The 25,674-nt window shown below is 73.8% G+C and carries 20 protein-coding genes and 3 tRNA genes; 13 read left to right on the top strand and 10 right to left on the bottom strand.

The features are described 5' to 3' along the window. Entirely contained in the window at positions 1 to 3,174 is a 3,174-nt protein-coding gene (locus ACN269_RS28470; protein ID WP_421475315.1) for an FtsX-like permease family protein, read from the top strand. Then, positions 3,171 to 5,927, top strand: coding sequence for an FtsX-like permease family protein (locus tag ACN269_RS28465; protein WP_421475314.1), 2,757 nt, complete (start codon positions 3,171 to 3,173; stop codon positions 5,925 to 5,927). The genes ACN269_RS28470 and ACN269_RS28465 overlap by 4 nt, the downstream gene beginning before the upstream one ends. 97 nt (positions 5,928 to 6,024) lie before the next feature. On the opposite strand, the gene ACN269_RS28460 is transcribed toward ACN269_RS28465, so the two are convergent. The 3 genes from ACN269_RS28460 to ACN269_RS28450 all read right to left on the bottom strand — a co-directional run bounded on the left by ACN269_RS28460 (position 6,025) and on the right by ACN269_RS28450 (position 6,293). Further along, positions 6,025 to 6,099: transfer RNA gene (locus tag ACN269_RS28460), tRNA-Val, on the bottom strand. Positions 6,100 to 6,115: 16 nt separating this feature from the next. Next, positions 6,116 to 6,186: transfer RNA gene (locus tag ACN269_RS28455), tRNA-Cys, on the bottom strand. A 34-nt stretch (positions 6,187 to 6,220) separates the two neighbouring features. Continuing rightward, a tRNA-Gly gene (locus ACN269_RS28450) sits at positions 6,221 to 6,293 on the bottom strand. 386 nt (positions 6,294 to 6,679) lie between these two features. Here ACN269_RS28450 and ACN269_RS28445 point away from each other — a divergent pair. Together ACN269_RS28445 and ACN269_RS28440 are read left to right on the top strand one after the other, a co-directional pair. Next, complete coding sequence (locus tag ACN269_RS28445) at positions 6,680 to 7,282, top strand: TetR/AcrR family transcriptional regulator (RefSeq protein ID WP_421475313.1); 603 nt, start codon at positions 6,680 to 6,682, stop codon at positions 7,280 to 7,282. A 73-nt stretch (positions 7,283 to 7,355) separates the two neighbouring features. Continuing rightward, positions 7,356 to 7,937 (top strand): TIGR03086 family metal-binding protein, encoded by a 582-nt coding sequence (locus ACN269_RS28440; protein ID WP_421475312.1) that lies wholly within the window; start codon positions 7,356 to 7,358, stop codon positions 7,935 to 7,937. A gap of 20 nt (positions 7,938 to 7,957) precedes the next feature. Here ACN269_RS28440 and ACN269_RS28435 read toward each other — a convergent pair whose 3' ends face one another. Continuing rightward, on the bottom strand, positions 7,958 to 8,227 hold the full coding sequence (locus ACN269_RS28435) for a hypothetical protein (protein ID WP_421475311.1): 270 nt from the start codon (positions 8,225 to 8,227) through the stop codon (positions 7,958 to 7,960). Positions 8,228 to 8,280: 53 nt separating this feature from the next. Here ACN269_RS28435 and ACN269_RS28430 point away from each other — a divergent pair, with 53 nt between their 5' ends. Next, on the top strand, positions 8,281 to 11,205 hold the full coding sequence (locus ACN269_RS28430; protein ID WP_421475310.1) for a M36 family metallopeptidase: 2,925 nt from the start codon (positions 8,281 to 8,283) through the stop codon (positions 11,203 to 11,205). Positions 11,206 to 11,250: 45 nt separating this feature from the next. Here ACN269_RS28430 and ACN269_RS28425 read toward each other — a convergent pair whose 3' ends face one another. Next, complete coding sequence (locus tag ACN269_RS28425; RefSeq protein WP_421475309.1) at positions 11,251 to 12,105, bottom strand: hypothetical protein; 855 nt, start codon at positions 12,103 to 12,105, stop codon at positions 11,251 to 11,253. A 171-nt stretch (positions 12,106 to 12,276) separates the two neighbouring features. Here ACN269_RS28425 and ACN269_RS28420 point away from each other — a divergent pair, with 171 nt between their 5' ends. The 5 genes from ACN269_RS28420 to ACN269_RS28400 all read left to right on the top strand — a co-directional run bounded on the left by ACN269_RS28420 (position 12,277) and on the right by ACN269_RS28400 (position 16,800). Continuing rightward, a complete protein-coding gene (locus tag ACN269_RS28420) occupies positions 12,277 to 12,945 on the top strand; it encodes a class I SAM-dependent methyltransferase (protein WP_421475308.1) in 669 nt (222 codons plus the stop codon). Positions 12,946 to 12,954: 9 nt separating this feature from the next. Next, the gene (locus ACN269_RS28415; protein ID WP_421475307.1) at positions 12,955 to 14,133 is read left to right on the top strand and encodes a cytochrome P450; all 1,179 of its coding nucleotides are present in this window, start codon (positions 12,955 to 12,957) and stop codon (positions 14,131 to 14,133) included. Positions 14,134 to 14,168: 35 nt separating this feature from the next. Further along, a complete protein-coding gene (locus ACN269_RS28410; protein WP_421475306.1) occupies positions 14,169 to 15,008 on the top strand; it encodes a polysaccharide deacetylase family protein in 840 nt (279 codons plus the stop codon). Between the two features lie 83 nt (positions 15,009 to 15,091). Then, positions 15,092 to 16,009, top strand: a complete 918-nt coding sequence (locus ACN269_RS28405; RefSeq protein ID WP_421475305.1) for an ABC transporter ATP-binding protein — start codon at positions 15,092 to 15,094, stop codon at positions 16,007 to 16,009. After that, positions 16,006 to 16,800, top strand: a complete 795-nt coding sequence (locus tag ACN269_RS28400; RefSeq protein ID WP_421475304.1) for an ABC transporter permease — start codon at positions 16,006 to 16,008, stop codon at positions 16,798 to 16,800. The genes ACN269_RS28405 and ACN269_RS28400 overlap by 4 nt, the downstream gene beginning before the upstream one ends. A 31-nt stretch (positions 16,801 to 16,831) precedes the next feature. On the opposite strand, the gene ACN269_RS28395 is transcribed toward ACN269_RS28400, so the two are convergent. From ACN269_RS28395 to ACN269_RS28380, 4 genes are read right to left on the bottom strand one after another with little or no spacing between them, the layout of a single operon-like run. Beyond that, on the bottom strand, positions 16,832 to 17,515 hold the full coding sequence (locus ACN269_RS28395; protein WP_421475303.1) for a response regulator: 684 nt from the start codon (positions 17,513 to 17,515) through the stop codon (positions 16,832 to 16,834). After that, on the bottom strand, positions 17,515 to 19,083 hold the full coding sequence (locus ACN269_RS28390; protein WP_421475302.1) for a sensor histidine kinase: 1,569 nt from the start codon (positions 19,081 to 19,083) through the stop codon (positions 17,515 to 17,517). The genes ACN269_RS28395 and ACN269_RS28390 overlap by 1 nt, the downstream gene beginning before the upstream one ends. Positions 19,084 to 19,137: 54 nt before the next feature. Then, positions 19,138 to 19,878 carry a dethiobiotin synthase gene (bioD, locus tag ACN269_RS28385; protein ID WP_421475301.1) on the bottom strand — a complete coding sequence of 247 codons (741 nt, stop codon included), beginning with the start codon at positions 19,876 to 19,878 and terminating at the stop codon, positions 19,138 to 19,140. After that, positions 19,875 to 21,011 carry an 8-amino-7-oxononanoate synthase gene (locus tag ACN269_RS28380; protein ID WP_421476613.1) on the bottom strand — a complete coding sequence of 379 codons (1,137 nt, stop codon included), beginning with the start codon at positions 21,009 to 21,011 and terminating at the stop codon, positions 19,875 to 19,877. The genes bioD and ACN269_RS28380 overlap by 4 nt, the downstream gene beginning before the upstream one ends. Positions 21,012 to 21,307: 296 nt before the next feature. Here ACN269_RS28380 and bioB point away from each other — a divergent pair, with 296 nt between their 5' ends. The 3 genes from bioB to ACN269_RS28365 are packed head-to-tail and all read left to right on the top strand — an operon-like array spanning position 21,308 to position 23,034. Continuing rightward, complete coding sequence (bioB, locus tag ACN269_RS28375) at positions 21,308 to 22,303, top strand: biotin synthase BioB (RefSeq protein WP_355051766.1); 996 nt, start codon at positions 21,308 to 21,310, stop codon at positions 22,301 to 22,303. 1 nt (position 22,304) lies between these two features. Continuing rightward, positions 22,305 to 22,523: a hypothetical protein gene (locus ACN269_RS28370; protein WP_421476612.1), complete on the top strand. Its 219-nt coding sequence runs from the start codon at positions 22,305 to 22,307 to the stop codon at positions 22,521 to 22,523. 4 nt (positions 22,524 to 22,527) lie between these two features. Continuing rightward, complete coding sequence (locus ACN269_RS28365) at positions 22,528 to 23,034, top strand: GNAT family N-acetyltransferase (RefSeq protein ID WP_421475300.1); 507 nt, start codon at positions 22,528 to 22,530, stop codon at positions 23,032 to 23,034. A gap of 67 nt (positions 23,035 to 23,101) precedes the next feature. Here the strand turns inward: ACN269_RS28365 and ACN269_RS28360 are convergent, their stop codons facing one another. Then, the gene (locus ACN269_RS28360; protein ID WP_421475299.1) at positions 23,102 to 25,588 is read right to left on the bottom strand and encodes a non-reducing end alpha-L-arabinofuranosidase family hydrolase; all 2,487 of its coding nucleotides are present in this window, start codon (positions 25,586 to 25,588) and stop codon (positions 23,102 to 23,104) included. Positions 25,589 to 25,674: the final 86 nt, after the last annotated feature.

The raw sequence follows: 25,674 nt of genomic DNA, 5'->3' as shown, positions 1-25,674 counted from the left end.
ATGCTGAGGCTCGTCCGCCGACGCGCCCGCGCGCAGTGGCCGTTGCTGGCGGCCCTCCTCGGGGTCGTCACCATCGGCGCGACCCTGCTGGGCACCTGCACGCTGCTGGTCACCCGCACCGCCGAGCGGGCCCTGGAGGTCGCCCTGGCCCGCGCCGATCCCGCCGCCGTCGACGCGACCGTCTACACCGGCACCGTCGACGGCCCCGACGCGTCGTCCGTCCTCGCCGACACCCGCGCCGGGGTGACCTCCGCGCTCGCGCCGTTCCCGGTGACCACCGCCGCGCGGGCGTCGACGGTGCTGCGGGCACTACCGCCCGCGCTCGCCCCGGGCACCACGGTCGGCGCACAGGCCTACCTGTCCGGGCTCGACGACCTGCCGGCCCGGGCCGAGCTGGTCACCGGACGCTGGCCCCAGCGCCCCGGCGACGCGGTGCTCCTGGAGTCGACCGCCCACCTGCTCGGCCTCACCCCCGGTAGCCGGGTGCGCCTCGGCGCCGAGCTGGCCCACCCACCCGTTGCGGCCATCGACGTGACCGTCGTCGGCGTCGTACGCCCGCTGTCCGGGCGCGGTTGGGACCGCGACCCGCTGGCCGCCGCCGGATCCGCCACCGGCTACCGGGACGGTCGTTTCCTGCAACCGGTCAACGCCTACGGCCCGTTCCTCGTCGACCTCGCCGACCTGGTCACCACCGGTGCCACCGTCGATCGTCTGGAGGTCACCGCCCATCCCGACCTGAGCCACGCCGACCGTCGAGACCTGGACACCGTGGCCGGTGGCATCCGCGACGCGGACCGCCGGTTGGCCCGCACCCTCGGCGACCGCGTCCAGCTGGCCCGCGTCGCCACCGACCTGTCGGCGACCCTGCGGTCGGCCGACGATCAACGGCACGTCACCGCCGCCGTCGTGCTCGCGATCGCCGTCCTCGGCGGGGTACTGGCCGCGACGGCGCTCGTCCTCGCCGGACGCCTCACCGCCAGCATCCGCGCCGACGAGACCGCCCTGCGGTCCGCACTGGGCACCAGCCGTCGTCAGCTCGCCGCCACCGCGACACTCGAGGCCGGGCTCGTCGCGGCCGTCGCCATCGCGCTCGCGATACCGGCCTCTTCGGCCCTGCACGCCGGCCTGACCCACCTGCCGCCGCTGGACGACGCCGGCCTGACCGTCGGGCCGGCCATCACCGGCGTCCAGGTCCTCGCCATCGCCGGGGGCGCGCTGGTGCTCGCCGTCGTCCTCACCGTCCTGGCGATCCGTCCCGTCCCGGCGGCCGGCGAGCGGCGCACCCGCCGCGAGCTGCTGGCCCGCTCCGGCGCGGACGTGCTGCTCGCGGTCTTCGCCGCCGTCGGCTGGTGGCAGCTGTACGCGCAACCCACCGCCGCCAGCCCGCGCGCCGACGCGGTCCGGGTGCTCGCTCCGGCGCTGCTGCTCACCGCCGGCGCCGCCCTGGCGCTGCGGGTGGTGCTGCCCGCCCTGCGCGGCGCCGACCGGCTGGCGTACCGCGCCCGCGGCCTGGCGCTCCCGCTGGCGGTCGCCGAGAGCGCCCGCCGGCCCCAGGCGGTCGCCGCCGGCCTGCTCGTCGGGCTGGCCTGCGCCGCCGGAACCTTCGGCCTGGCCTTCGACACCACCTGGCACCAGTCGCAGCGCGACCAGGCCGCGCTCTCGGTCGGCACCGACCTGGCGCTCACCCTCAGCACGTCGCCCTCGGCCGGCGAGGGCGCGATCGTCAGCACGGCCACCGCGGGCGCGGTGAGTCCGGTCCTCGACCGCGGTACCGCCATCGGTCAGTGGCTCGGAACCTCCGGCGAAGCACCTCGCCTGGTCGCCGTGGACACCACCCGCGCCGACGCGCTGCTGCGCGGGCGGCTGGACGGCGACCGCGAATGGGCCCACGTGGGCGCCGCACTGGCCCCCCGCACCCGGGTCGGCGGCCTCGACGTTCCGGCCGGCGCCCCGCTGGTCCTGAGCGGAACGGCGGCCGGCGAGACCCCGCTCGCCGTGACCCCCCGGCTGCTGCTGCAGGACGGCACCGGCCTCCGCACGTCCTGCACCGGTCCCGCCGTACCGCTCGACGGCCGCGAAATCCGGCTGCCCACCTGCGCGCCGGTCGACGGGCTGCGCCTCGTCGCGGTCGCCCTACCGGTCACCGCCGACACCGACGACGAACCCATGGCAGCCGCCGGGCCCGTGGCCGTAGCCGTCACGCTGACCGTGCCAGCGGCGGCCGCCACCGACGGATCGGACTGGACCGCCACGTCCGCGCCTCCGGTACCGAGCAAGCTGACCGACCTTGACCTCCGGCTCTCCCCCACGCCCACGGGAACCGCGCTACGGATGGCCGCGACCGTCGAACTCGGCGGCGCCGACGACGCCGCCCGGACCCTCGTCGCCACCGCCTTCCCGGCCCCCGGCGACGTGCCGGTCGCCGTCTCCGCCCGCTTCGCCGACGAGGCCGACGTCCACACCGGCAGCAAGCTCAGCGTCACGGTCGGCACCACACCCGTTCCGGTCGTCGTCACCGAGGTCGTGCCGGCCGTACCGGCCGCCCCCGGGGCCGTCGCCGTCCTGGCCGACCTGGACGCGCTGTCCCGCGCGCGCGTCGTCGCCGGTGACCTCACCTTCCCGGTCGACGCCTGGTGGGTCGGCCACCCGGCCGGCCCCGACGCCGCCGAGCGGGCCACCGCCCTGCACCTGGGCGCCGTCACGACCCGCGAGGCGGAGACCACCCGCCTCATCGGCGGCCCGCTGCGCGCCGAACTGCCCGGCGCGCTCCGGCTCGTCGTACCGGCCGCGGCCCTGCTGCTGCTCGCTGGCGTCGTCCTGCACGTCACCTGCGACCTACAGCTCCGCGCCGTCGAGGTGGCGCGGTTACGCGGCCTGGGGATGTCCCGGCGCGGTATCCGGGCCGTGCTGCTCGGCCAGCACGCCGGCGTCCTGCTGCCACTGCTCGCGGCGGGAGCGGCCGTCGGCGCGCTCGCCACCCGCCTCGTCGCTCCCCTGCTCGTCCGCTCCGACACCGGTGCCGCGCCCGTCCCGGCCGCCCAGCCACACTGGCCGTGGCCGGCCGAGGTCGCACTGCTCGCCGTACTGCTGGCCGGGTGTCTGCTGGCGGTCGCCATCGTGGTCGGCATCCAGGTCCGCCGGGCCGACGCCGCGCACCTGCGGGTGGCGCCGTGAAGCAGTTGACCCGCCGGTTCCCGGCGCCGCACTGGCCCAGCGTCCGTGGTCGTGGCCGGGCCGACGCCGGCCCGCTGCTGCTCTCCGCAGCCGTCATCGCCGCCGTCGCGCTGCTCGCCGGGGCCGTACCGGTGCTGCTCCGGACCGCCGCCGACCGGACCGTCCAGGACACCGTCCGCCACGCCGGTCAGGACGCGGACGTCCTCGCACACGCCGACTGGGAGCGCGACGACGGCCCGACCGGCGGGCGCGTGCGGATGGCCGACCTCGCCAAGGCGGTCGACGACTTCCGCGTGCGGGCGACGTACGCGCTCGGGCCCGACCTCGACGCCGCGCTGCTCCCGCCCGTCGCCGTCGTCGACGGCCCGGTCCTGAACATCACCGACGGCACCACGCCGCGGACCTTCCAGTTCACCTACCTGGCCGACGACACCGACGGCCCGGAGGTGGCCTGGGTCGCCGGTAACGCTCCCCTCGCCGCCGTCCCGGACGAGTACATCGAAGTCCCCTACAAGGGGCCACCCTGGCCGGTGCAGGTCGGTCTCTCCGAGGCGGACGCCGCCGCGCTCGACCTCGGCCCCGGCGACCGGATCCGGGCAAAGGACAGCCGGGGGCGCGAGGCGGACCTGCGGATCAGCGGGATCTACCGACCCGCGGACACCGCCGATCCCGCGTGGCGACTCGCCCCGGCGCTCCTGCGCCCCGTGCCCGGCGCCGACGGCGTGGGGATCACCCGGTTCGCCGGTCTGCTGTCGCGCGACTCGTTGCCGGACGCCCGCCTCGCCGTCGACGAGGGCCAACTGCGGCGCACCGTCCACTTCGTTCCCGATCCCGACGCGCTCACCTGGGCCACCAGCGCGGGCCTGGTCAACCAGGTGGTCACGCTCAAGGCGGCATCCGGCTCGTCCGGCGCGCGCGACGACTCGCTGAAGTGGGAATCGCAGCTCGACGCCACCCTGCGCGCGACCCGCGCCCGGGTCAGCGCCGTACGGGCGCAGGCGGCCGTGCTGCTCACGGGTGTGCTGACCGCCACGGTCCTGGTCCTGCTGCTCGCCGCCGACCTGCTGGTCCGCCGCCGAACCCTGGCGCTGAGCGCCGCCCGGCACCGGGGGGCGGCGCTATCCGACCTCGGCACGGAACTGGCCATCGAGTCCACGGTGGTGTCCCTCTCGGCCGCCGCGGTCGGGCTCGCGCTCGCCCGTGTGGCAGCGCCGGGCGTCTCGTGGAGCTGGGCCATCCCGGTGGTCCTGGCCGGCGCCGTCGCCGGGCCGGCGTTCGGTACCCTCGCCGCCGGCCGGGCCAGCCAGGATCGGCGTCAGCCCGCAAACCCGGCCGCTCGGCGCTGGATGCGGGCCACCGGGCAGCTACGCCGCGCCGCCGTGGAGGCCGCTGTCCTGATCGCCGCGGTCGCCGCGCTCGTCACTCTGCACCAGCGCGGGCTCCTGCCCGTCACCGCCGACGGCGACACCGGTGCGCCGACCAGCGACGTCATCCTGCCGGTCAGCGCCGTCGCTCTGGGCGCGCTCGTCGGCGCGCTCGTCCTGATCCGACTACTCCCGCTGGGCGCACGGTTCGCGCTGCGCCAGGCCCTGCGCTCGCCTCGCCCGCTGGCCGTCTTCGGTGCCGCCCGGGCGGTCACGACGGCAGGGCGCGCGCTGCCGCTGCTGGTACTGGTGAGCGCCACGGCGCTCGCCTCGTTCGCGCTCATCCTCGGCGCCACCGTCACCCGGGGTCTCGCCGACGGCGCGTGGAACGCCGTCGGCGCCGACGCCCGCCTCGACGTCGCCGCGGACGCCAAGGCCGCCACGCCCGCCATCGCCGAACGGATCGCCGCCGCCGCGGGGGTGGGGCAGGTCGTCGTCGCGCAGGTCACCGACTCGGCGCGCGTCTTCACGGACTCGACACCGTTCACCCCGCGCCTGGTCATCGTGGACGCCGAAGCGTTCCAGCGCCTGTTGGCCACCACCCCGCTGCCCGACGCGCCCGAGCTGGCCCGGCTCACGACGCCCGGTCCCGGTCCCGGAGAGGTCCCCGCGCTGGTCCGGTCGAGCGACGGCGAGCTGCCGGCCGGTACGCGGTTGCAGCTACCCCGGGACGATGGCCCGGCCATCCACCTCGCCGTGGTCGGTACCGCGCCCTCGGTCGGCGGCGTCGACGACGTCGTGATCGTGGACGCCGCCGCTCTCGCGGACGCCGGCCTGGCCGCCGTTCCGAACACGGTCTGGGTGACCGGTCCCGGCGCGGCGCGGGCGGTGTCGAACAGCGGCGTCTCCGCCGACGTCGTGTCGCGCGCCGACGTGCTGCGGACGCAGCGAGCGGCTCCGCTGACCGCGGGGCTCCTACGGCTGGCGTGGGCCGCCGCCGCAGTGCTGCTGGCACTGGGGCTCCTCGGCCTGGCGCTCGCCGCCGCCGCGGGGGCGTCCGAACGGTGGCAGACCCTGACCCGGCTGCGGACCCTCGGGCTGCGGCCACGCGACGCCCGCTGGGTCGCCGCCGGAGAGCTGCTGCCGCCGGTCGTGGTCGTCGCGGTGTGCGGTCCGCTGCTCGGGGCCCTGCTCGCCCGAGTGACGCTCGGCCCCCTCGACCTGCGGCTGCTCACCGGCCAGGCCGACAACCCGGCGGCGATCCTGCCGTGGTGGCTGCTCGTCCTGCTGGGCGCGGCGCTGCTGGCGGCGGCCGCCACCGTCGTACCCGTCGAGTCGGCGCTGCGGCGACGCGACCGGTTGAGCGAGGTGCTCCGTGCCGGTGAGTAGGGTCTGCTTCCTGAGGGCGGCCAGCCGGTTCTCCTGGAACAGCGTCGAGGCCCGTCACCGGAACCGGTGACGGGCCTCGACGTTCACGTCGTACAACTGGTGGGCGATACTGGGTTTGAACCAGTGACCTCTTCCGTGTCAAGGAAGCGCGCTCCCACTGCGCCAATCGCCCGTGCTCTTTCTTGCCGAGGTGGGGACGGGATTTGAACCCGCGTACACGGCTTTGCAGGCCGTTGCCTCGCCTCTCGGCCACCCCACCGAGGTTGCCCCCGTCATGCGTGGCGGCAGCTCCGAGCGGACGACGGGATTCGAACCCGCGACCCTCACCTTGGCAAGGTGATGCGCTACCAGCTGCGCTACGTCCGCACGCCCCCGGCTTTCCCGGGTGACGGATGAGAACTTTAGCCGAGTCGGCGAACGACTGCCAAATCGGGGTCCGCGTCGGCGCGTCCCCTCCGTCCGACCGGGTGGTCGGGGGCACGGAGCGCGTGCGTCCTAGTCAGCTGACCTGATTCGCATTTGACTCGCACTCGTCACACTCCGGCATCATCCAGCGACTGGCGTCGATTCGTGCGAGACACCCTCCGTCCGCCGCCGACACACCTGGACAGCGAGCCGCCCACCTCAGCGGACACCGTTAGGAGAACGAGCCATGACATCTCCCGGAATTGTCTGACTTCCGACTCTTACCCCACGAATCGGACGGCATCGGTAACTGTTCGTGTTCGTGTCGATGGGCTACGGTAACGGTCGTGACGAGACGTGCGGCCGAGATCCGCCTGGATGCCCTGCTGCGCACGGCCTGCGACGTGATCGTGGAGCGCGGTCTGGCCAACACCCGAACGGCCGACGTGGCGCAGGCCGCCGGGGTGAGCCAGGCACTGGTGTTCTACCACTTCGCCACGAAGGAGCGGCTGCTCGCGCAGGCCTTCGCGTACGCCGTCGAGCAGGACCTGGCCCGCCTGGACGCGGTCACCCGCTCCTCCGCACCGCCGCTGACGAAGCTCCGCCGGATCCTCAAGCTCTACACCCCGGCCGGCCGCGCGACCTCCTGGTCGATGTGGATCGACGGTTGGTCCGAGTCGCTGCGGACCCCCGAGCTGGAGAAGGTGTCCCGCCGGCTCGACCTGCGGTGGCGACAGGATCTCGCCGCCGTGATCTCCACCGGGGTCGCCGACGGCACCTTCCAGTGCGCCGACCCGGACGGGGCCGCCTGGCGGATCAGCGCCGTGATGGATGGCCTCGCCGTGCAGCTCGCGGTGCACGACCGGGTCATCTCCCGGCGACAGTTCGGGGAGTGGGTACGCCTGGTCACCGCCCGCGAGCTGGGTCTGGACCCGGCCGTACTGGACTGAGCGACCCAGCACGCCGCACGCCAGGGCGGGCAAAACGGCTCGGGCCGGCGTGCCGAAGAGAACAATCGACGGCATGGATCTGCTGGAGGCGTACCGCCGGAGCCTGGCCGAGTTTGTCGACCGGGTGGACCAGATCGGGCCCGGTCAGTGGTCCGATGAGACCCCCTGCCCCGACTGGGACGTCCGGACCCTGGTCAACCACATGGTCGGCGAGGACCGGTGGAGCGTCCCGCTGCTCGCCGGCCGCACCATCGAGGAGGTCGGCGACCGCTTCGATGGCGACCAGCTCGGCGCCGATCCGGTCACGGTGGCCCGGGAGGCGGCCGCGCAGGCCGAGATCGCGGTCACGCATCCCGGCACGATCGACCGGACCGTGCACCTGTCGGCCGGTGAGACTCCGGCCGCCGAGTACGTCCAACAGCTCCTCGCCGAACACCTGATACACGGCTGGGACCTGGCGGTGGCGATCGGCGCCGACCCACGGTTCGACCCGGACGCGGTGCACGTGTGCGCGCAGTGGTTCGCCGGCCGGGTCGACGACTACCGACGCGACAAGCTGATCCGGGACACGGCGCGGGTGCCCGCCGATGCCGACGAGCAGGATCACCTGCTGGCCGCCTTCGGCCGCGACCCCGACTGGGCGCCCGGCGACTGAGCCGCCCGCCGACTGAGCCGTCACCGCCGGGGTCGCGTGTCGGCCAGCGTCCGGCCGCCGCCGTAGTGGGCGAGCAACCGGTGGTCCATCACCCGCCGCCGGAGCGGTGAGCTGTCGAAGCTGCGCAGCGTCCGGTAGCGGCGCAACGGGTTCGCGTGGTGGTCGCCGTGCCGCTGGAGTGGGAAGAGGAAGACGTCGGTGACCGTGCGGTCGCTGTCTTGACGTGCCGATCGACTCGGGACCTTGCCGCTTCCTCGATCGACTGATATCCACAGATGCGCATGCGTCACCGCGCATCGTCGGTCGGCAGCCGCCGGCCATCCCGCTCCCACGAGGAGGTCCCGTGCCACAACCGGAGTGGTCACCCCCGATGAGCCGGCCTCGACGCCGGCTCATCGCCGTCCTGGCGACGACGGCGACCCTCGCCGCGCTGCTACCCACCGGCGCGAGCAACGCCGCACCCACCGCCGCTCCCGCCGAGCGCACGTCCGGGCCGTTCGCCGAGGGACACCAGCCCGCCGACCTCGACAACCGCACCGGTACGGCGGCACCCGACGCCCGCCAGCGCGGGCTGGCCCGCGCCGCGGACCCCGACGCGCGGTGGAACCGGCTCGGCACGCCCCAGGCGCTCGGCCCCGGTCGTACCCCGCTCGCCACCGGACTGCCCGCCGACCCCGAGGCCGCCGCGCGCGCCTACCTGAGCGCGAACCGCGACCTGTACGGCATGGACGCCGCGACGGTCGCCGACCTGGACCGGGTGCTGGTCCGGCCGATCGGCAGCGGCACGGTGGTGACGCTGCGGCAGCGCTTCGGCGACCTGCCGGCCGGTCACGACGGCCTGGTCACGCTCGCGGTCAGCGGCGGCTCGGTGCTCGCCGTCAACTCCTCCCTGGCCCGGGACACCCGCGCGCCCGCGCCCGCCACCCGCACCGCCGAGCAGGCGTACGCCGACGCGCTCGCCGACGCCGGGCTGAGCCCGTCGGCCGTGGCCAGCCACTCCGTGCGTTCCGTGGCCGTGCCCACCCCGCTGGACGGTCCCCGCGCCGCCTACGAGGTGACCATGATCGGCGCGGACGCCGACCACCCGGTGGCGTTCACCAGCTACGTGGACGGCGGCACCGGGAAGGTGCTGGTCCGCGAGGATCTCGTCGACTTCGACTCGGACAACCCGAGTTGGGCGGTCTTCCCGGCCACCCCGCCCCGGGACCTCGCCGCCGGCCAGGACCCCCGGGTGCGCTGGTGCGGCGACCCGTCCCCCAACTGCCAGGCGGCGTTCCGCGACCCGGCCACCGGGCAGCCGTGGGACGTCGACGCGGCCACCGGCACACCCACCTTCACCTCGCGCGGCAACTCGGCCAACACCGTGCTCTCCTGGGGAAACAACACCCCGGTGGTCCCGGCGGCCCCCAGCGCGGACCGCCGCTACGAGTACCCGTTCACCGACCAGTGGCACCAGGCGAGGTGCAACCCGGAGGTGTTCACGTCCGCGCAGCGCAACGACGCGGACGCGGCGATCGCCAACCTCTTCGTCATGCACAACCGGATGCACGACTGGGCGTACCAGCTCGGCTTCACCGAGTCGGCGTGGAACCTCCAGGCGGTGAACCTCACCCCGTCCGGGCTGGGCGGCGACGCCGAGCAGGGCCGCGCCCAGCAGGGCGCGCTCACCGGCAACCGCAACAACGCCAACCAGGGCACCCCGCGCGACGGTCTGCCGCCGACCACCAACATGTACCTGTGGCAGCCGCAGGCCGGTGGCCCGTACCCGCCGTGCGTGGACGGCGACTACGACATGACGGTGATCGGCCACGAGTACACCCACGCCATCACCAACCGGATGATCGCCGGCCCGGACAGCGGGATCAGCGGCCACCAGGGCGGCGCGATGGGCGAGTCGTGGGGCGACCTGATGGCCGCCGAGTACCTCTACCAGAACGGCCTGCGCGCTCCCGGCGAAACGCCCTTCGTCACCGGCGGCTACGTCACCGGCAACCTGGTCAGCGGCATCCGCAACTACGACCTGAGCCGCAGCCCGCTGAACTACTCCGACATCGGCTACAACACCGCCGGCCCGGCCGTGCACGCCGACGGGGAGATCTGGGGCGCCACCAACTACCGGGTACGCGCCGCGCTGGTCAAGCGGTACGGCCTGGGCACCCCGCAGCGGCAGCGGGAGTGCGCGCAGGGCCTTGTTCCGGCCGACAAATGTCCGGGCAACCGGCGCTGGTCGCAACTGGTCTTCGACTCGTTCCTGCTCCAGGCGGCGAGCCAGGTCAGCATGCTGGACATGCGGGACAACATGCTCACCGCCGACCTGCTGCGCTTCGGCGGCGCGAACCAGGACCTGATCTGGGCCGAGTTCGCCCGCTCCGGGATGGGCCGGGACGCCGCCACCAACGGCGCCGCGGACACCGACCCGACGCCGAGCTTCGCCTCGCCCCGAGGCGGCAACGCGACCCTCACCCTGCGCCCGCGCGGGGACAGCGCCGACGCGCCGATTCGGGTGTACGTCGGGGCGTACGAGGCGCGGGCCGTACCGATCGCCGACACCGACCCGGCGACGCCGATCCCGGACACGGTGGAGATGGTCGCCGGCACGTACGACCTGCTGGCCGTCGCGCCCGGCTTCGGGCACCAGCGACTCAGCGTGGTCGCCGACGCCGGCAAGGCTGGCTACGTGGATCTGCGGATGAGCCGCAACCTGGCGTCCACGACGTCCGGCGCGACGATCAGCGGTGACGGGGTCAACCTGGACCGGGTCGCCGACGACACCGAGGCGACGAACTGGGCCTCGCTGGACGGGGTGGCCGGCAGGCAGCTCACCGTCGCGCTGGCCGGTGACGCCCCGCAGGTGGTCAAGCGGGTGAACGTCAGCGCGATGCTGCGACCCGCGATCGTCGGGGACGCGGACACCGGCAGTCAGAACGCGCTCAGCGCGCTGCGCTCGTTCGCCGTGTCCGCCTGCGACGCGACCACCACCGACTGCGCCGACCCGGCGCGCTGGCGGCGCATCTACACCAGCGCGGCCGACGCGTTCCCCGGCGGGGCGTACCGGGCGTACAGCCGCGACATCAACCTGCGGACGTTCGCGGTGCCCACCACGGTCGCCACCCACCTGCGGTTGGAGGTGCTGGCCAGCCAGTGCACCGGCGGCCCGCAGTACGCCGGCGAGCAGGACGACGACCCGGCCACGACGACCGACTGCGCCACGGCCAGCCCGTCCCGTGCCCAGGTCAGGATCGCCGAGTTCCAGGCGTTCGCGAAGTGACACCGTCGGGGCCGGCGGGGAACCGCCGGCCCCGACGACCCCCGATCAGCGGCGTGCCGGGTGCCAACGCCCGGTCGGCGCGGGCCGCTCCCAGAGCCGGTCCACCGGTGGGTCCTCGGCCTCGTCCTTCGCGGCGCGGGTGAGGTGGCGCAGTCGCAGCAGCAGGCCCACCCCGAGTGAGAGCAGCAACCCGCCGAGCAGGAACGCCGCCTGCACCACACCGAACCCGCCGGTCTGGGCGACTTGGCGGTTGGCCGGCGGCGGCGCCGCGTCGACCGGCTGCTCCGCGAGCGGTTCCTCGGCCGGGTCGCTCTCCAGCGCCGGTTCGCTCGGCGGGTCGCTCGGCGGCGCGGGGGTCGGGCTCGGCGTCGGCGTCCGGGTCCTGGTGACGCCCGCTCCCACCACCGAGCGGGTGACGGTCTGGCGGGACAACAGGCGCAGGTTGGCGTCGTACGCCTCGGCGGCGAGGGTGACCCGCCCCTGCGTGACGTCCTCGGCGAAGGCCACCCGGTAGCGGGCGGTCACCGTGCGACCCGGGCAGAGGGTGCCCGGGTCGAGTTGCCGGTCGGTCAACCGGGCCACGTCACCCTCGGTCCGGATCTCCACCGGGAAGTCGCCGTTCTCCTCCACCCGGTCCATCTTCACCTGATCGAGCCGGATGCCCTGCACCCGGAGCACCATCGACCAGCGCACCTTCGCGCACCCGCCGCGCCGGTCCGTCTGCGAGACCACCGCGGAGATCGTGCGCACCTGGTCGCCGGCGGTGAACCGGGCCGGCAGGCCGCTCATCTCGGTGGCGAAGGCCGCCTGCGCCGGTGCGGCCAGGGTCAGCACCGTCCCGGCCACGCCGGCAACCAACGCCCCGAGCCGCAGCGCGTACCGCCACACGATCACCACCACCTCACTCCTTCTCGTCCCTGAAGGGAAACGGTAGGAGGAAGCGGGCGGATCACACAGAGGGGTGTCTTCGCACCGGACGCCAAGGATGAGGGGCTATTTCACCGACAGTGGTGAACCGGTCACCACTCCCCCGCGACACGCCGCACGACGGGCCACTGGGAGAATCGCCGGGTGTCCGAGCTCTCCAGCACGTTCGTCCGGCTGCACGCCCGGCTGACCCCGGTCGCCTTCGTCCCCGAGGTGCGCCTGCACCAGGCGGACGAGCCGATCGGGCTCTGGGAGCTGACCGAGGGCCAGTTCTCCACCGACCGACCGCCGCCGTTCTGGGCCTTCGCCTGGGCCGGCGGGCAGGCGCTGGCCCGCTACGTCACCGACCATCCGGACCTGGTCGCCGGCCGGCGGGTGCTCGACCTCGCCTCCGGCTCCGGCCTGGTGGCCATCGCCGCCGCCCGGGCCGGCGCGGCCTACGTGCGCGCCGTCGAGGTCGACGAACTGGCGGTCGCGGCCGTCGCGCTCAACGCCGAAGCCAACGGGGTACGCGTCGACGCCGAGTACCGCGACATCCTCGACGGCGACGCGGGCGACGCCGAGGTGGTGCTCGCCGGGGACGTCTTCTACAGCGACGCGATGGCCCGACGGGTACTGCGGTTCCTGCTGCGCGCCACCCGGGCCGGGGCGCCGGCGCTGGTCGGTGACCCCGGCCGGGCGTTCCTGCCCCGGGACCGCTTCGACGAGCTGGCCAGCTACGACGTGCCGGTGCCGGAGGCCCTGGAGAGCGTACGGGTGAAGCGCACCACCGTCTGGCGGTTGCGCCCCGGCCTGCCCGGAGCCGCCGGCTAGCGTGTCGGCGTGCTCTTCTCCGGCTGGACGTCCGCCGTCGAGGCACCCTGGCCGGACGTCGCCGAGGTGACCGACCACGTCGGCGTACGCCACCTCGTCGTCACCCGGCACGCGCTGGTCCGCCAGGTCCTCGCCGACCCGGAGCGCTACCGGCCGGACAACGCCCTGGACGCGGTGACCCCGATGCCGGTGACCGCGCTGCGGGTGCTCGCCGGGCACCGGTTCCGGCTGCCGCCGACCCTGGCGAACAACTCCGGCGTCAGCCACCCGCAGATCCGGGGCATCGTGGCGGACGCGCTGCACCCCGCGAAGGTGGCCGCGCAGCGTCCGTGGCTCACGGCCCTGGTGCGGGAGCGGGTGGCCCGGCTACGGGCCTCGCTCGACGCCGGAGCGCCCGTCGACCTGTACGCGGACCTCGCCGCCGACCTGCCCCTGCTGGTGCTGGCCCGGCTGGTCGACCTGCCGGACGCGCCGGTCGGCGCGGTCAAGAAGTTCGCCCGGGCGGCGCTGGAGCTGTTCTGGGCGCCGCTGGACGACGACCGGCAGGTGGCGCTCGCCGCCGAGGTGGGACGCTTCCACCACGTACTGCGGGAGTTCGCGGCCACCGGCGGCGGCCTGGCCGCCGAGCTGCGCGCCGCCGGGCACCCGCCCGACGTGGTGGTCGGCGCGCTCTTCTTCCTGCTGGTCGCCGGACAGGAGACCACCTCGCAGTTCCTCACCCTGCTGCTGCACCGGCTGGCCGGCGAGCCGGCGGTACGCGCCGGGCTGCGCGCGGGCGACGTCGCGGTGACCGACGTCGTGGAGGAGGGCCTGCGCCTCGAACCGCCGATCGTCACCTGGCGGCGCGTCGCCGCGGCGGACGGCGTTCTCGGCGACACGGCCGTGCCGGCGGGCACCAGCATCGTGCTGTGGCTGGCCCGCGCCGGTCGCGACCCGGCGGTCGTCGGCACGCCGGACGGGTTCGTTCCCGGGCAGCGCGGGTCGCGGCGGCACCTGGCGTTCGGGGCGGGGGCGCACCGCTGCGTCGGTGACGTGCTGGCCCGGATGGAGGCGGCCGTCGTGGTGGCCGAGGCCGCGCCGCTGCTCGACGGGGTGGACGTGGTACGACCGCCGTGGTGCCCGGACAACCTCACCTTCCGGATGCCGGACGCCTTCGTGGTGCGTCGGCCATCGGGCACAGCGGGCTGACCGGATCCTGACAATCGCCCGGTATGTTTCCGGGCGTGTCCGTCACCCCCACCCGTCGGATCATCTCCGCCACAACGCTCCTGGCCCTGTTGGCGCTGAGCGCCTGCGCAGCCGGACCCGCCTTCCACGCCCGGCAGATCGCCGCACAGCCGAGCCCTTCCGCGGCGTCGCCCACCCCGTCGGCCTCGCCGTCCCCGACCGCGCCGCCGGCACGCGGGACCCTGGACTGGTACGTGTCGCAGGTACCGGTCTTCCCCGCAGCGCCACTTCCGGAACCGGTGCCGCTGCCGACGACCGGCCCGATCCCTTTCTGGCACCGCCTGCCGACCACCCAGAAGGTCGCCTTCATCACCATCGACGACGGCGGCCTGGCCCGCCCGCCCGCGGTGCCCGACTTCATCGCCCGCGCGCACATCCCGGTCACCATGTTCCTGAACTCGCCGGCCGCCGAGGAGCACGACGTCTACTTCCGCCAGATCCAGGTCGCCGGTGGTGTCGTCGAGAACCACACCATCCGGCACAACTCCCTCGCGGGCCGGTCGTACGACTACCAGAAGCAGGAGATCTGCGGCGCGGCGGACAAACTCCAGGCGCTGTTCGGCCAACGGGCGACCCTGTTCCGCCCACCGTTCGGCGAGCGCGACAGCACCACGCTGAAGGCCGCGCGGGACTGCGGCGCGAAGGCGGTCCTGCACTGGTCGGAGACGGTCCACGAGGGCAAGGTGCGCTACCAGACCCCGGAGAAGGTGGTCCAACCCGGCGACGTGCTGCTGATGCACTTCCGGCCGGCGCTGATGGACGACCTGCTGGCCGCGTTGAAGGCCATCCACCGGGCCGGACTCACCCCGGCGCTGCTGGAGGACTACATCCGCTGACCCGGGCGGCCTGACGAAAGTCAGTGCCGGTGGGTGCCGTTCGGGCGCGGCGGGCCGGGGCGGCCGGAGCCTAGCGTCAACGCATGATCACTTTACGTGGGTTGACGAAACGGTTCGGGGCGGCCGTCGCGGTCGACGCCCTGACCGTCGACATCGCGCCCGGCCGGGTCACCGGCTTCCTCGGCCCCAACGGCGCCGGCAAGTCCACCACCATGCGGATGATCCTCGGCCTGGACCGGCCCACCGCCGGGCAGGCGCTCGTCGCCGGCCGGTCGTACCGGGAGCTGCGACGACCGTTGCACGAGGTGGGCGCCCTCCTCGACGCCCGGGCCATCCACCCGACCCGGTCCGGGCGGGCGCACCTGCTGGCCATGGCGCGCAGCAACGGCATCCCCACCCGCCGGGTCGACGAGGTGCTCGACACCGTGGGGCTGGACGGGCGTGCCGCCGGCAAGCCGGGTCGCGCCCTCTCCCTCGGCATGGGACAGCGGCTCGGCATCGCCGGAGCGCTACTCGCCGATCCACCCGTGCTGATGTTCGACGAGCCGGTGAACGGCCTCGACCCGGACGGGGTGCGCTGGGTACGTCAGCTCATGCGCTCACTCGCCGACGAGGGCCGGACGGTCTTCGTCTCCAGTCACCTGATGAGCGAGATGCAGCTCACCGCCGATCAACTCGTCGTGATCGGCCGGGGACGACTCCTCGCCGATGCCCCGGTCGGGGAGGTGATCGCGGGCAGCGCCGTCGTCGTACGGGTCCGCAGCCCACACCGCGAAGGGCTCGCCACCCTCGCCGCACGTCTCGCCGCGACCGGCGGCACCGTCGAGGAGGCCGGGCCGTTCGAGCTGACCGTCAGCGGCAGCACGGTGGAGCGGATCGGCGACCTGGCGTACGAGCTGGGGGTGCCGTTGCACGAGCTGAGCCCGCACGGCGCGTCGCTGGAGCAGGCGTTCATGGAGTTGACCGCCGACAGCGTCGAGTACGCCGGGGGTGCCGCATGAGCACGCAGACCGTCTCCGGTACCCGTGCCGGCGCCTTCCGCGGTGCGCTGGCCGCCGAGTGGACCAAGCTGTTCTCGGTACGCAGCACCTGGTGGACGCTGCTGGCCGGAGTGCTCGTCATGGCCGCGAGCGCCGGCCAGCTGGCCATCTATGCGGCCAACGCCAACACCAACGACGACCCGGCCGACGACCTCGGCGTCGTCACCGCCGGCACCGTGCTGATCGACGCGATCGAGCTGACCCAGTACGCCGTACTGGCGGTGGGCCTGCTCGCCATCACCACGGAGTTCACCAGCGGCACCATCGCCACGACCCTGCAGTGCACCCCGGCGCGCGGTCGGGTGCTGCTGGCCAAGGCCGTCGTGACGGGCGCCGTCACCTTCGCCCTCGGTCTGCTGCTCGGCGGTGTCGGCGTCCTCGTCGCCCGCCCGGTGCTCGGCGACTGGGGCAGCGCGCCCACCGCCGAGACGATCGGCGACATCGTGGCGGTCGCCACCTACCTGGCCCTGGTCGGCGTCCTCGCGCTCGGCCTCGGCGCGGCACTGCGCAGCGCGGTCCTCACCATCATCGTGCTCTTCGCCACCCTGACGATCGTGCCGCTGTCGCTCCAGGAGCCGGACATCGCCGTCCTGAACCGGATCGCCGACGTGTTCCCCGGCGTGGCCGGTGTGCACTTCCTCGACGGCGACACCGACCCGTACCCCGCGGTGGTCGGGTTGCTGCTGCTCGCCGGCTGGGCGGGCGCCGCGCTGCTGCTCGGCCGGGCCATGCTCCGCCGTCGCGACGCCTGAAGCGGTGAGCGGGGGCTCTTGCGGCCCCCGCTCACCGCTCGACCAGCCCCGCCTCGTACGCGAGGATCGCCGCCTGCACCCGGTTGCGCACCTCCAGCCGGGTGAAGATGCTCGTCAGGTAGCTCTTCACGGTGCCCTCCACCAGGTGCAGCCGGCGAGCGATCTCCGCGTTGGACAGACCCGCGCCGACCAACGCCAGCACCTCGCGTTCCCGCTCGGTCAGCCCGGCCGTCCGATCCCGCGCGGCGGGCCGACGCGCCAACCGCCCGGCGCCCAGCTCGATCACCCGACGTGCCACCCGCGGCGACAGGTACGCCCCGCCGTCGGCGACCGCGTGCACCCCGGCGATCAACTCCCGTGGATCGCCGGCCTTGAGCAGGAACCCGCTCGCGCCGTGCCCGAGCGCCCGGGCCACGTGGTCGTCCTCACCGAAGGTGGTCAGCATGACCGTCGCCGTGGCCGGCGCCAGCCGGTGGATCTCGGCCGCCGCGGCCAGGCCGTCCAGCCGGGGCATCCGGATGTCCAGCAACGCCACCCGTGGCCGGTGCGCGCGGACCAGCTCCACCGCCGCCCGCCCGTCGGCGGCCTCGGCGACCACCTCGATACCCGGGTCGGCCGCGAGGATGGCCCGCACCCCGGCCCGGATCATCGCCTCGTCGTCGGCCAGGACCACCCGGACGGGCGCGGTCGGGACCGTGTCGGTGTCGGTGTCCACTACGCGATGCGCTCCTTGCTGACCAGTCGGCCGTCGGTGAAGCAGAGCCGCCACGTCGCCTCGGCGAGCGGGAAGTTGCCGTCGGTGTAGTACTCGCAGCCGGGCTCGGCGGCACCGAGCGGCGGGGCGAGCTGCCGGCGGGGCAGCCCGGGCAGGTCGGCCCGGGCCGTCCCGGGCCGCATCCGGTCGTACGTCGACTCGTCGAGCACCGTGCCGGCCGTGGCGAACGGGTAGTAGACCAGCGACAGGGCCAGCCCGAAGCCGGCCGGCGCGGCGAGCGCCGTCAGCAGGCTCCGTCGCGCCCGACGACGAGCCTCGCGCAGCTGGCGTTCGGCGTCGAGCGGCCGTTCCGAAACGCCCCTGGACGCGGGGACGTCGTCGACCGTCCCGCTGGCGGCGGCCACCACCGGCAGCCCCGGTTCGGCGGCGAGCGGTAGCCGGGCACGCAGCGCGAATCCGCCGTCGGGGCACGGACCGGCGTCCAGCACTCCGCCGGCCAGGCGTACCCGCTCGGCGAGGGCGACCAGGCCACTACCCGAGGAGGCCGGCCGGGGCAGCGGACCGGCCGGCGGCGGGGCGTTGCGCACCCGCACCTCGACCCCGTCCACGTCGGACGCCAGGCTCACCGTCACCGGTGCGCCCGGGGCGTACCGGGCCGCGTTGGTGAGCGCCTCCCGCACCACCTGGTGGGCGGCGGCCCCGGTCATGCCGGGCAACCGCAGGGTGTCCGGCCGCGCGTCCAGCCGTACCGCCATCCCGGCCTCGCGAGCCCCGGTCACCAGGTCCACGACGGTCTCCCCCACCGGTCGGACGCCGGCCGGGCCACCCTCCTCCCGCAGCACCCCGATGATGTCGTGCAGCCGTTCGGTCGCCGCCGCCACGCTGGACCGCAGCTCCCCCACGGCCGTCCGGTGGGCCGGAGCGAGGTCGTCGGCCAGCTCCAACGCGGCGGCCCGCACCGCGATGAGACTGAGATCGTGACCGAGCGAATCGTGCATCTCCTCGGCGATACGCGCCCGCTCGCGAAGCCGGATCCGCTCCGCGACGCCACGCCGCTCGCGTGCCACCGCCTCGACGTGCCGACGGCCGGCGTCGGTCAGCGCCTGCTGCTGCCGGCGGTACCGGCCCACCAGCCAGGGGAACACCCCGCCGAACAGCAGCACCGACGCCAGCAGGAACCAGGTCGCCGCCCCGGTGCCGAGCAACCCGAGGTTCAGCACCGAGCCGCCGACGGCGATCACGCCGAACAGCGCGGCCGCTGGCGTCGCCGTCGCGCTGCGCCGGCCGCTCAGATAGCTGAACACCGGGATGGCGAAGACGAAGTTGCCGTCCACCAGCGAACCGAGCACCACCACCAGCAACCCCACCAGCGGCCACCGTCGCGCCGACGCGACGGCGACCGCGAGCAGCGCCAGCGCGCCGAGCAGCAGCGCCACACCGAACCGTGGGTACGGCGGGGTCACCCGCGCGGCCGCGATCGGCGCGGCCACCAGCGCCCAGAGCGACACGTCCAGGACGGGGCGTCGCCACCGGGACGCCCGGGACGTCGACGGCTCCAGGATCCTCACGGCGGCCACGCTACCCACGCCCGACCTGCCCGGACACCGACGAAAGTCAGCTGTTTAGCTGCTCTCCTCGGCCCAGACGCGCCAGTCGTCGAGCACCCCGTGCAGTGCCGGGGTGAGCCACCCCGGCGCCGACCGTCGGAACACCCCCGGGTCGATGGCGCCCGCCCCGGCCGGCACCGCGCCCAGCAGGTTCGGCACCAGGTCGGTCAGGTTGGTCCAGTGCACCAGCTCCGGCGACGCCGGCCAGGCCCCGATCACCACTCCGGCCGGGACCGCCCGGCGGTCCAGCGCCTCCAGGGTCAGCGCCGTGTGGTTGAGCGTGCCCAGCCCGGCCCGGGCGACCACCACCGCGGGCGCGCCGAGGGACACCGCCAGGTCGGCCATCGTCCACGGCTCGCCGGACGGGCGCAGTCCCATCGGCACCAGCAGACCGCCGGCCCCCTCGACGAGGACCAGGTCGTGCTTGTCCGCCTCCTCGCGGACGGCGTCCACCGCCGTGTACAGCTCCAACGGCGGCAGGTCCGCGACCCGGGCCGCGGCCAGCGGCGCGAGCGGGTCCGGAAAGCTCGCCAGGGTGCGACCGGTCAGCGGGGCCGCCAGCCGGTTGACCGCGTCCACGTCACCCGGCTCGCCACCGGCCGTGCCGGTCTGACCCGGCTTGACCACCGCCACCCGCAGGCCAGCGGCCTGCGCGGCAGCCGCGATCGCCGCCGTGACCACCGTCTTGCCCACCTCGGTGTCGGTGCCGGTGACCAGCACCGGCCCCGCCCACGCCGTATCGCTCCTCGCGCTCATGGGGCACAGTCCACGATGACGTCCAACGCCCGCTCGAAGTCCGCCCGCGGCACCCCGGCGCTGACGGTGAGGCGCAGCCGGGAGCGGGTGTCCGGGGTCGACGGGGGCCGGAAGCAGCCCACCGCGACGCCCCGGTCCCGGCAGTCGGCCGCCCAGGCCGTCGCGGCCTCCGGACCGGGCGCCGTCACCGAGATCACCGCCGCGTCCGGCGCGGAAACGGTCAGCCCGGCCGCGCCCAGTCGACCGACCGCGAGCGCCACCCGGTCGGCAAGCTCGGCACGAACGTCGTTCCCGGCCCGGGCCAGCCCCAGTGCGGCGTGCACCCCGGCCGCCACGGCCGGCGGCAGCGCGGTGTCGAAGATGAACGTACGGCTGGTCTCGACCAGGTGCCGGACGAACTCGGCCGGACCGGCGACCACCCCACCCGCCCCGCCGAGCGCCTTGGACAGGGTGGCGGTGACCACCACGTCCGGCTCGCCGGCCAGCCCGGCGGCGGCCACCGCACCCGCTCCGGACGGACCGGTGACGCCGAGCCCGTGCGCGTCGTCGACCAGCAGCAGCGCGCCGTAGCGGCGGGCCACCGCGTGCAGCTCGGCCAGCGGTGCGAGGTCGCCGTCGACCGAGAAGACCGACTCGGTGACCACCACCGCCGGTCGTCCCGGCGCCACCGCCAGGGCTGCGGCCACCGCCGTCACGTCGGCGTGCGCGCTGACCACCGTCTCGGCGCCCGAGATCCGGCAGCCGTCGATCAGCGAGGCGTGGTTGTGCGCGTCCGAGACGAGCAGAGTCCGGGGCTGCACGAGAGCCCGCAACGCGCCCAGGTTCGCCAGGTAACCGGAGGAGAAGACGAGCGCCCGATCGGTGCCCAGCCACTGCGCCAGGTCGTCCTCCAGGGCGTGGTGCGCGTCGGTCGAGCCGCGCACCAGCCGCGAACCGGTCGCGCCCAGCCCGTACGCCGACAGCGCCGCCACGGCCGCGGCCGTGACCTCCGGATGGGTGGCCAGCCCGAGGTAGTCGTTGCCGGCGAGGTCGGTCATCCGGTCGTCGGCGGGACGCGGGTGCAGCCGCCGGGTCAACCCGGCCTTCGCCCGCAACTGCGCGCGCCGATCGAGCGCCGCCAGCCAGTCCGCCACCGTCACCCCTTCACCGCCGTCCGCGCCGGTCACGCCGACGTCCGCCGGGCGAAATTACCACCCGCGCCCATCGGGCAGACGAATCCACTCGGTACGCGGGGCACGGCGGCGGCGAACACAGCCCCGGCGAGATCGAACACCACTTAGCGTCATGTCGCCGTCACGTTCGGGCGCCACGCGGGAGAACGCGTCGCCCGACCCGCACGGCCGGCGATCGGGGCCGGCCCCGCCGGATCGCGCGGACCCCGGCGGCAGGTCATACCCGCCCTGAGCGAGGGCCTTGTAGGGTACGAGCCATGCCAGAAATCCTCGACCAGGCCCGCACCCAGGTCCTGGGTGACGGCGTCGGCCTCGACCAGGCCGGCGTCCTCGCCGTGCTGAACCTGCCCGACGAGCACCTGCCCGCTGCCCTGCAACTCGCGCACGAGGTACGGATGCGGTGGTGCGGGCCCGAGGTCGAGGTCGAGGGGATCGTCTCGCTGAAGACCGGCGGGTGCCCGGAGGACTGCCACTTCTGCTCCCAGTCGGGTCTGTTCACCTCCCCGGTGCGCTCGGTCTGGCTGGACATCCCGTCGCTGGTCGAGGCCGCGAAGCAGACCGCGAAGACCGGGGCCACGGAGTTCTGCATCGTGGCCGCCGTGCGCGGCCCGGACGCGCGGCTCATGAAGCAGATGCGCGAGGGCGTCGCCGCCATCAAGGCCGAGGTCGACATCCAGGTCGCCGCGTCGCTGGGCATGCTCAGCCAGGAGCAGGTCGACGACCTGGTCGACATGGGCGTGCACCGCTACAACCACAACCTGGAGACCTGCCGGTCGTACTTCCCGAACGTGGTCACCACCCACTCGTGGGAGGAGCGTTGGGAGACGCTGCGGATGGTCCGCGACTCCGGCATGGAGGTGTGCTGCGGCGGCATCCTCGGCCTCGGCGAGACCGTCGAGCAGCGCGCGGAGTTCGCCGCGCAGCTCGCCGAACTCGACCCGCACGAGGTGCCGCTGAACTTCCTCAACCCGCGCCCCGGCACCCCACTCGGCGACCGCCCGGTCGTGGAGGGCAAGGACGCGCTGCGGGCCATCGCCGCGTTCCGGCTGGCCATGCCCCGCACCATTCTGCGGTACGCGGGCGGCCGCGAGATCACCCTCGGCGACCTGGGCACCCGCGACGGTCTGCTGGGCGGCATCAACGCGGTGATCGTCGGCAACTACCTGACCACGCTGGGCCGGCCGGCGACCGCCGACCTCGACCTGCTGGACGAGCTGAAGATGCCGGTCAAGGCCCTCTCCGCGACCCTCTGAGCTGATCAGTGAGGACGACGTGACCGAGCTGGTGGCAACGCAACGCTGGTGTGACCGCTGCGGCGAGGACGCGTCGACCGCCGGGCACGAGTCGTGCGCGGCGGCGCGGCAGTTGGAGCCGCCGCGCTACTGCGCGCGCTGTCGACGCCGGATGAAGGTGCAGGTGCTGCCGGTCGGCTGGTCGGCAGTCTGCGTCGAGCACGGCGAGATCCGGGGCTGAGCCGATGCTGCGCGGGCGGGCGGTGACCCTGCGACCGGCGACGGTCGCGGACGTGCCGGCCCTCGCGGCCATCCGGGCGCACCCGGAGGTACGCCGCTGGTGGCGCGGCGGCGACGACCTGACCGCGGCGGTCCACGCCGACCTCGACGACGACGACCTGACGCTGTACGCCATCGAGCACGACGGCCGGGTGATCGGCGCGATCCAGTGGTACGCCGAGTCCGACCCGGACTACCGGCACGCCAGCCTGGACGTGTTCCTCGATCCGGAGTCACGCGGCGCGGGCCACGGTGGAGACGCCATCCGCACCCTGGCCCGGCACCTGATCGACGAGTACGGCCACCACCGGTTCACCATCGACCCGGCGGCGGCGAACAGCGCCGCCATCCGGGCGTACGCGAAGGTGGGTTTCCGGCCGGTGGGCATCATGCGCCGCTACGAACGCGGCGAGGACGGCCGCTGGCACGACGCCCTGCTGATGGACCTGCTCGCGGACGACCTCACCGACTGAGATTGAACGGGCGTGCCCGGCACCGCGCGGTGCCGGGCACGCCCTGGTTCGTTAGATCAAGTGACGCCTAGCGCTGGAGGGTCAGTACGCCCGGCCGCCACGGCAGCCGGTTGTAGTCGCCGCCCGCACTCGGGTCCTTGCCCTGGTACAGCAACTGCAGGTTGCAGGCGTCGACGGTCTTGGTCTGGTCGGGGTTGGTGCGGACCAGGTCACCGTGGCTGATGTCGTTGGTCCACGTGGCGCCGCTGTTGGCCTTGCCGGCGAACGGGTTGCTCTCGCTGGCGGCCTGCGGGGTCCACGAGCCGCCCAGGCTGGTGGACGTGAACGACCGGAAGTAGCGTCCCTGACTTCCGATCGCCTCGACGATCATCAGGTACTGGTTCTGGCCCGCCACCTTGTAGACCTCGACGCCCTCGAACAGGTTGTTGGTCGAGTCGGTCATGATCGTCGTGTAGCTGGAGCCGAAGCTGCCCGGGAAGTTCCCCAGCGGCATGCTGGACCGGTAGATCTTGCCGTTGTCCCCGGCGAAGAAGAGGTACATGTTCTGGTCGTCGCCGATGAGGGTCTGGTCGATCACCCCGTACGGAGCGTCCGGGAGGGTGGCCGTGGACAGCGTCTGCGCCGAGGACCAGCCGTTGGCGTTGGTCGGGTCGCTCGACGTCTTGTAGCTGAACGAGGTCGGTCCCCACTGGTACGCCAGCACCCAGATGTTCTTCGGGGCGAAGTACAGCAGCGTGGGCGCCACCGTGCCCTGGCTCATCCCGTTCTGGCTGGCCGAGGCCATGTCGGACCAGTTGGTGAACGTGCCGAAGTTCATCGAGCTGTACTGGCCGCTGCTGTTCACGTACGACCCGTAGACCAGGTGCTGGCCGTTGTAGACGACGTTGGTGAAGTCCTTGAGCGAGAGCCAGCCGTTCTTCGGGCTGGTCAGCGCGCCGGTCGACGACCACCGGTAGGTCGACGGGAGCGCACAGCCACCCGTCGGAGGCGGCGTGGTGGTCGGCGGGGCCGAGGTCGGCGGCGCGGACGTCGGCGTGGTGCCACCGAAGTCGGTCCGCCACTGCTGGTTGGTCTGCCCGTGGCAGTCGTACAGCTGGACCTGCTGGCCGTTACCGGTGCCCCAGACGTCCAGGCAACGGCCGGACTGCACACCGCTGATGGTGCCGTTGGAGTTGATGTTCCACTGCTGGTTCGTCCCGCTGTTGCAGTCCCAGATGATGATTCCGGTGCCGTTGGCGGTGGCCGCGCCGTTCGCGTCCAGGCACTTGCTGCCGTAGACCCGCAACTGCTTGGTGGAGGTGTAGGTCCACTGCTGGTTCGACTGACTGTGGCAGTCGTAGAGCTGGACCCGGGTGCCGTTGGTCTGCGTGGCGTTGGGTACGTCGATGCACCGGCCCGACTGCACCCCGACGATCCGACCCGAACCGCCGCTCGGCGGCGGGCTCGTGGTGGGGCTCACCGTCGGGCTGACGGTCGGGCTCACCGTCGGGGTCCCGGTCGGTCCCGAGGTCGGCGGGGCCGCGTTGAGCGCGTTGAGGACGGAGTTGTAGGCGGCCTTCTTGTTGCCGTTGCCGTCGAAGAGCAGCGGGCTCTCGTTGGAGCGCCAGGAGTCGCTGTCGCGTACGCCCCAGACGGTGATGCCGATGCAGCGCGGCACGTTCAGGCACGCCTGGGTCAGCCCGGCGTACTGGGTGGTGGAGGCGTTGGTGACGTCGACCTCGGTCAGCGCCACGTCCACGCCGAGCGCGGCGAAGCTGGAGAGCGTGGTCTGGAAGTTGCTCGGCAGCGAGCTGCCGCCGGTGAAGTGGGTCTGCAGGCCGACGCAGTCGATCGGCACGCCGCGGGACTTGAAGTCCTGGATCATGCGGTAGACGCCCTGCGTCTTGCCGTACGACCAGTTCTCGATGTTGTAGTCGTTGTAGCAGAGCTTGACCGACGGGTCGGCGGCCCGCGCGGTGCGGAACGCCACCTCGATCCAGTCGTTGCCGGTGCCCTGGAGGTTGGAGTTGCGGCGGCTGCCGTCCTCGTTGAACGCCTCGTTGACCACGTCCCACGCGGCGAGCTTGCCCCGGTAGTGGCCCATCACGCCGTTGATGTGGTCGATCATCGCCTGCCGCAGGGTGCTGCCGCTCATGCTCTGCATCCACTGCGGCTGCTGCGCGTGCCAGGCCAGGGTGTGCCCCCGCACCTTCAGGCCGCGCTGGGTCGCCCAGTTGTAGATCTGGTCACCGGAGTTGAAGTTGAACTGACCCCGCTGGGGCTGCGTCGACTCCGGCTTCATCTCGTTCTCGGCCGTGATCATGTTGAACTCTTGGGCCGCGATCGTGCTGTACTGCGAGTTGCTGAGCCGGCCCGCCGCGATGGCGGTGCCGAAGTACCGGCCCGACTGCGCGGCGGCCGCGCCGAGCGTGCTCGCGGCGGCGTTCGCCGAGGGCATCATCACCGCGACGGCGGCCACGGTCACGACGCTGAACGTGCCGGCGAGCAGCGCTCGGACGACCGGCGATCGCCGCCGCCGGGTCCCGCCGCGAGGAACGGGTGGTGTCATTGCCATCTCTGCCTCCCTACTGGCCTGAACCCGGGCCGCCGAGGCGGGGACGACCAGACATCTCAGTTGAATATTTATTTCAATCGATGTTC

The organism is Micromonospora sp. WMMD736 (genome assembly GCF_049179015.1).
In the GTDB taxonomy this organism is placed as follows: domain Bacteria; phylum Actinomycetota; class Actinomycetes; order Mycobacteriales; family Micromonosporaceae; genus Micromonospora.
The sequence above is the reverse complement of the archived record's forward strand: the minus strand, read 5'-3'. Positions and strand labels throughout refer to the sequence as shown.

Excerpts from the sequence above, each read along its gene's own strand:
- ACN269_RS28470 (WP_421475315.1), top strand. The coding sequence starts at position 1 with ATGCTGAGGCTCGTCCGCCGACGCGCCCGCGCGCAGTGGCCGTTGCTG.
- ACN269_RS28440 (WP_421475312.1), top strand. The coding sequence starts at position 7,356 with ATGGATCTGCTGGAGGCGTACCGCCGGAGCCTGGCCGAGTTTGTCGAC.
- ACN269_RS28405 (WP_421475305.1), top strand. The coding sequence starts at position 15,092 with ATGATCACTTTACGTGGGTTGACGAAACGGTTCGGGGCGGCCGTCGCG.
- ACN269_RS28400 (WP_421475304.1), top strand. The coding sequence starts at position 16,006 with ATGAGCACGCAGACCGTCTCCGGTACCCGTGCCGGCGCCTTCCGCGGT.
- bioD (WP_421475301.1), bottom strand. The coding sequence starts at position 19,878 with ATGAGCGCGAGGAGCGATACGGCGTGGGCGGGGCCGGTGCTGGTCACC.
- bioB (WP_355051766.1), top strand. The coding sequence starts at position 21,308 with ATGCCAGAAATCCTCGACCAGGCCCGCACCCAGGTCCTGGGTGACGGC.
- ACN269_RS28365 (WP_421475300.1), top strand. The coding sequence starts at position 22,528 with ATGCTGCGCGGGCGGGCGGTGACCCTGCGACCGGCGACGGTCGCGGAC.
- ACN269_RS28360 (WP_421475299.1), bottom strand. The coding sequence starts at position 25,588 with ATGGCAATGACACCACCCGTTCCTCGCGGCGGGACCCGGCGGCGGCGA.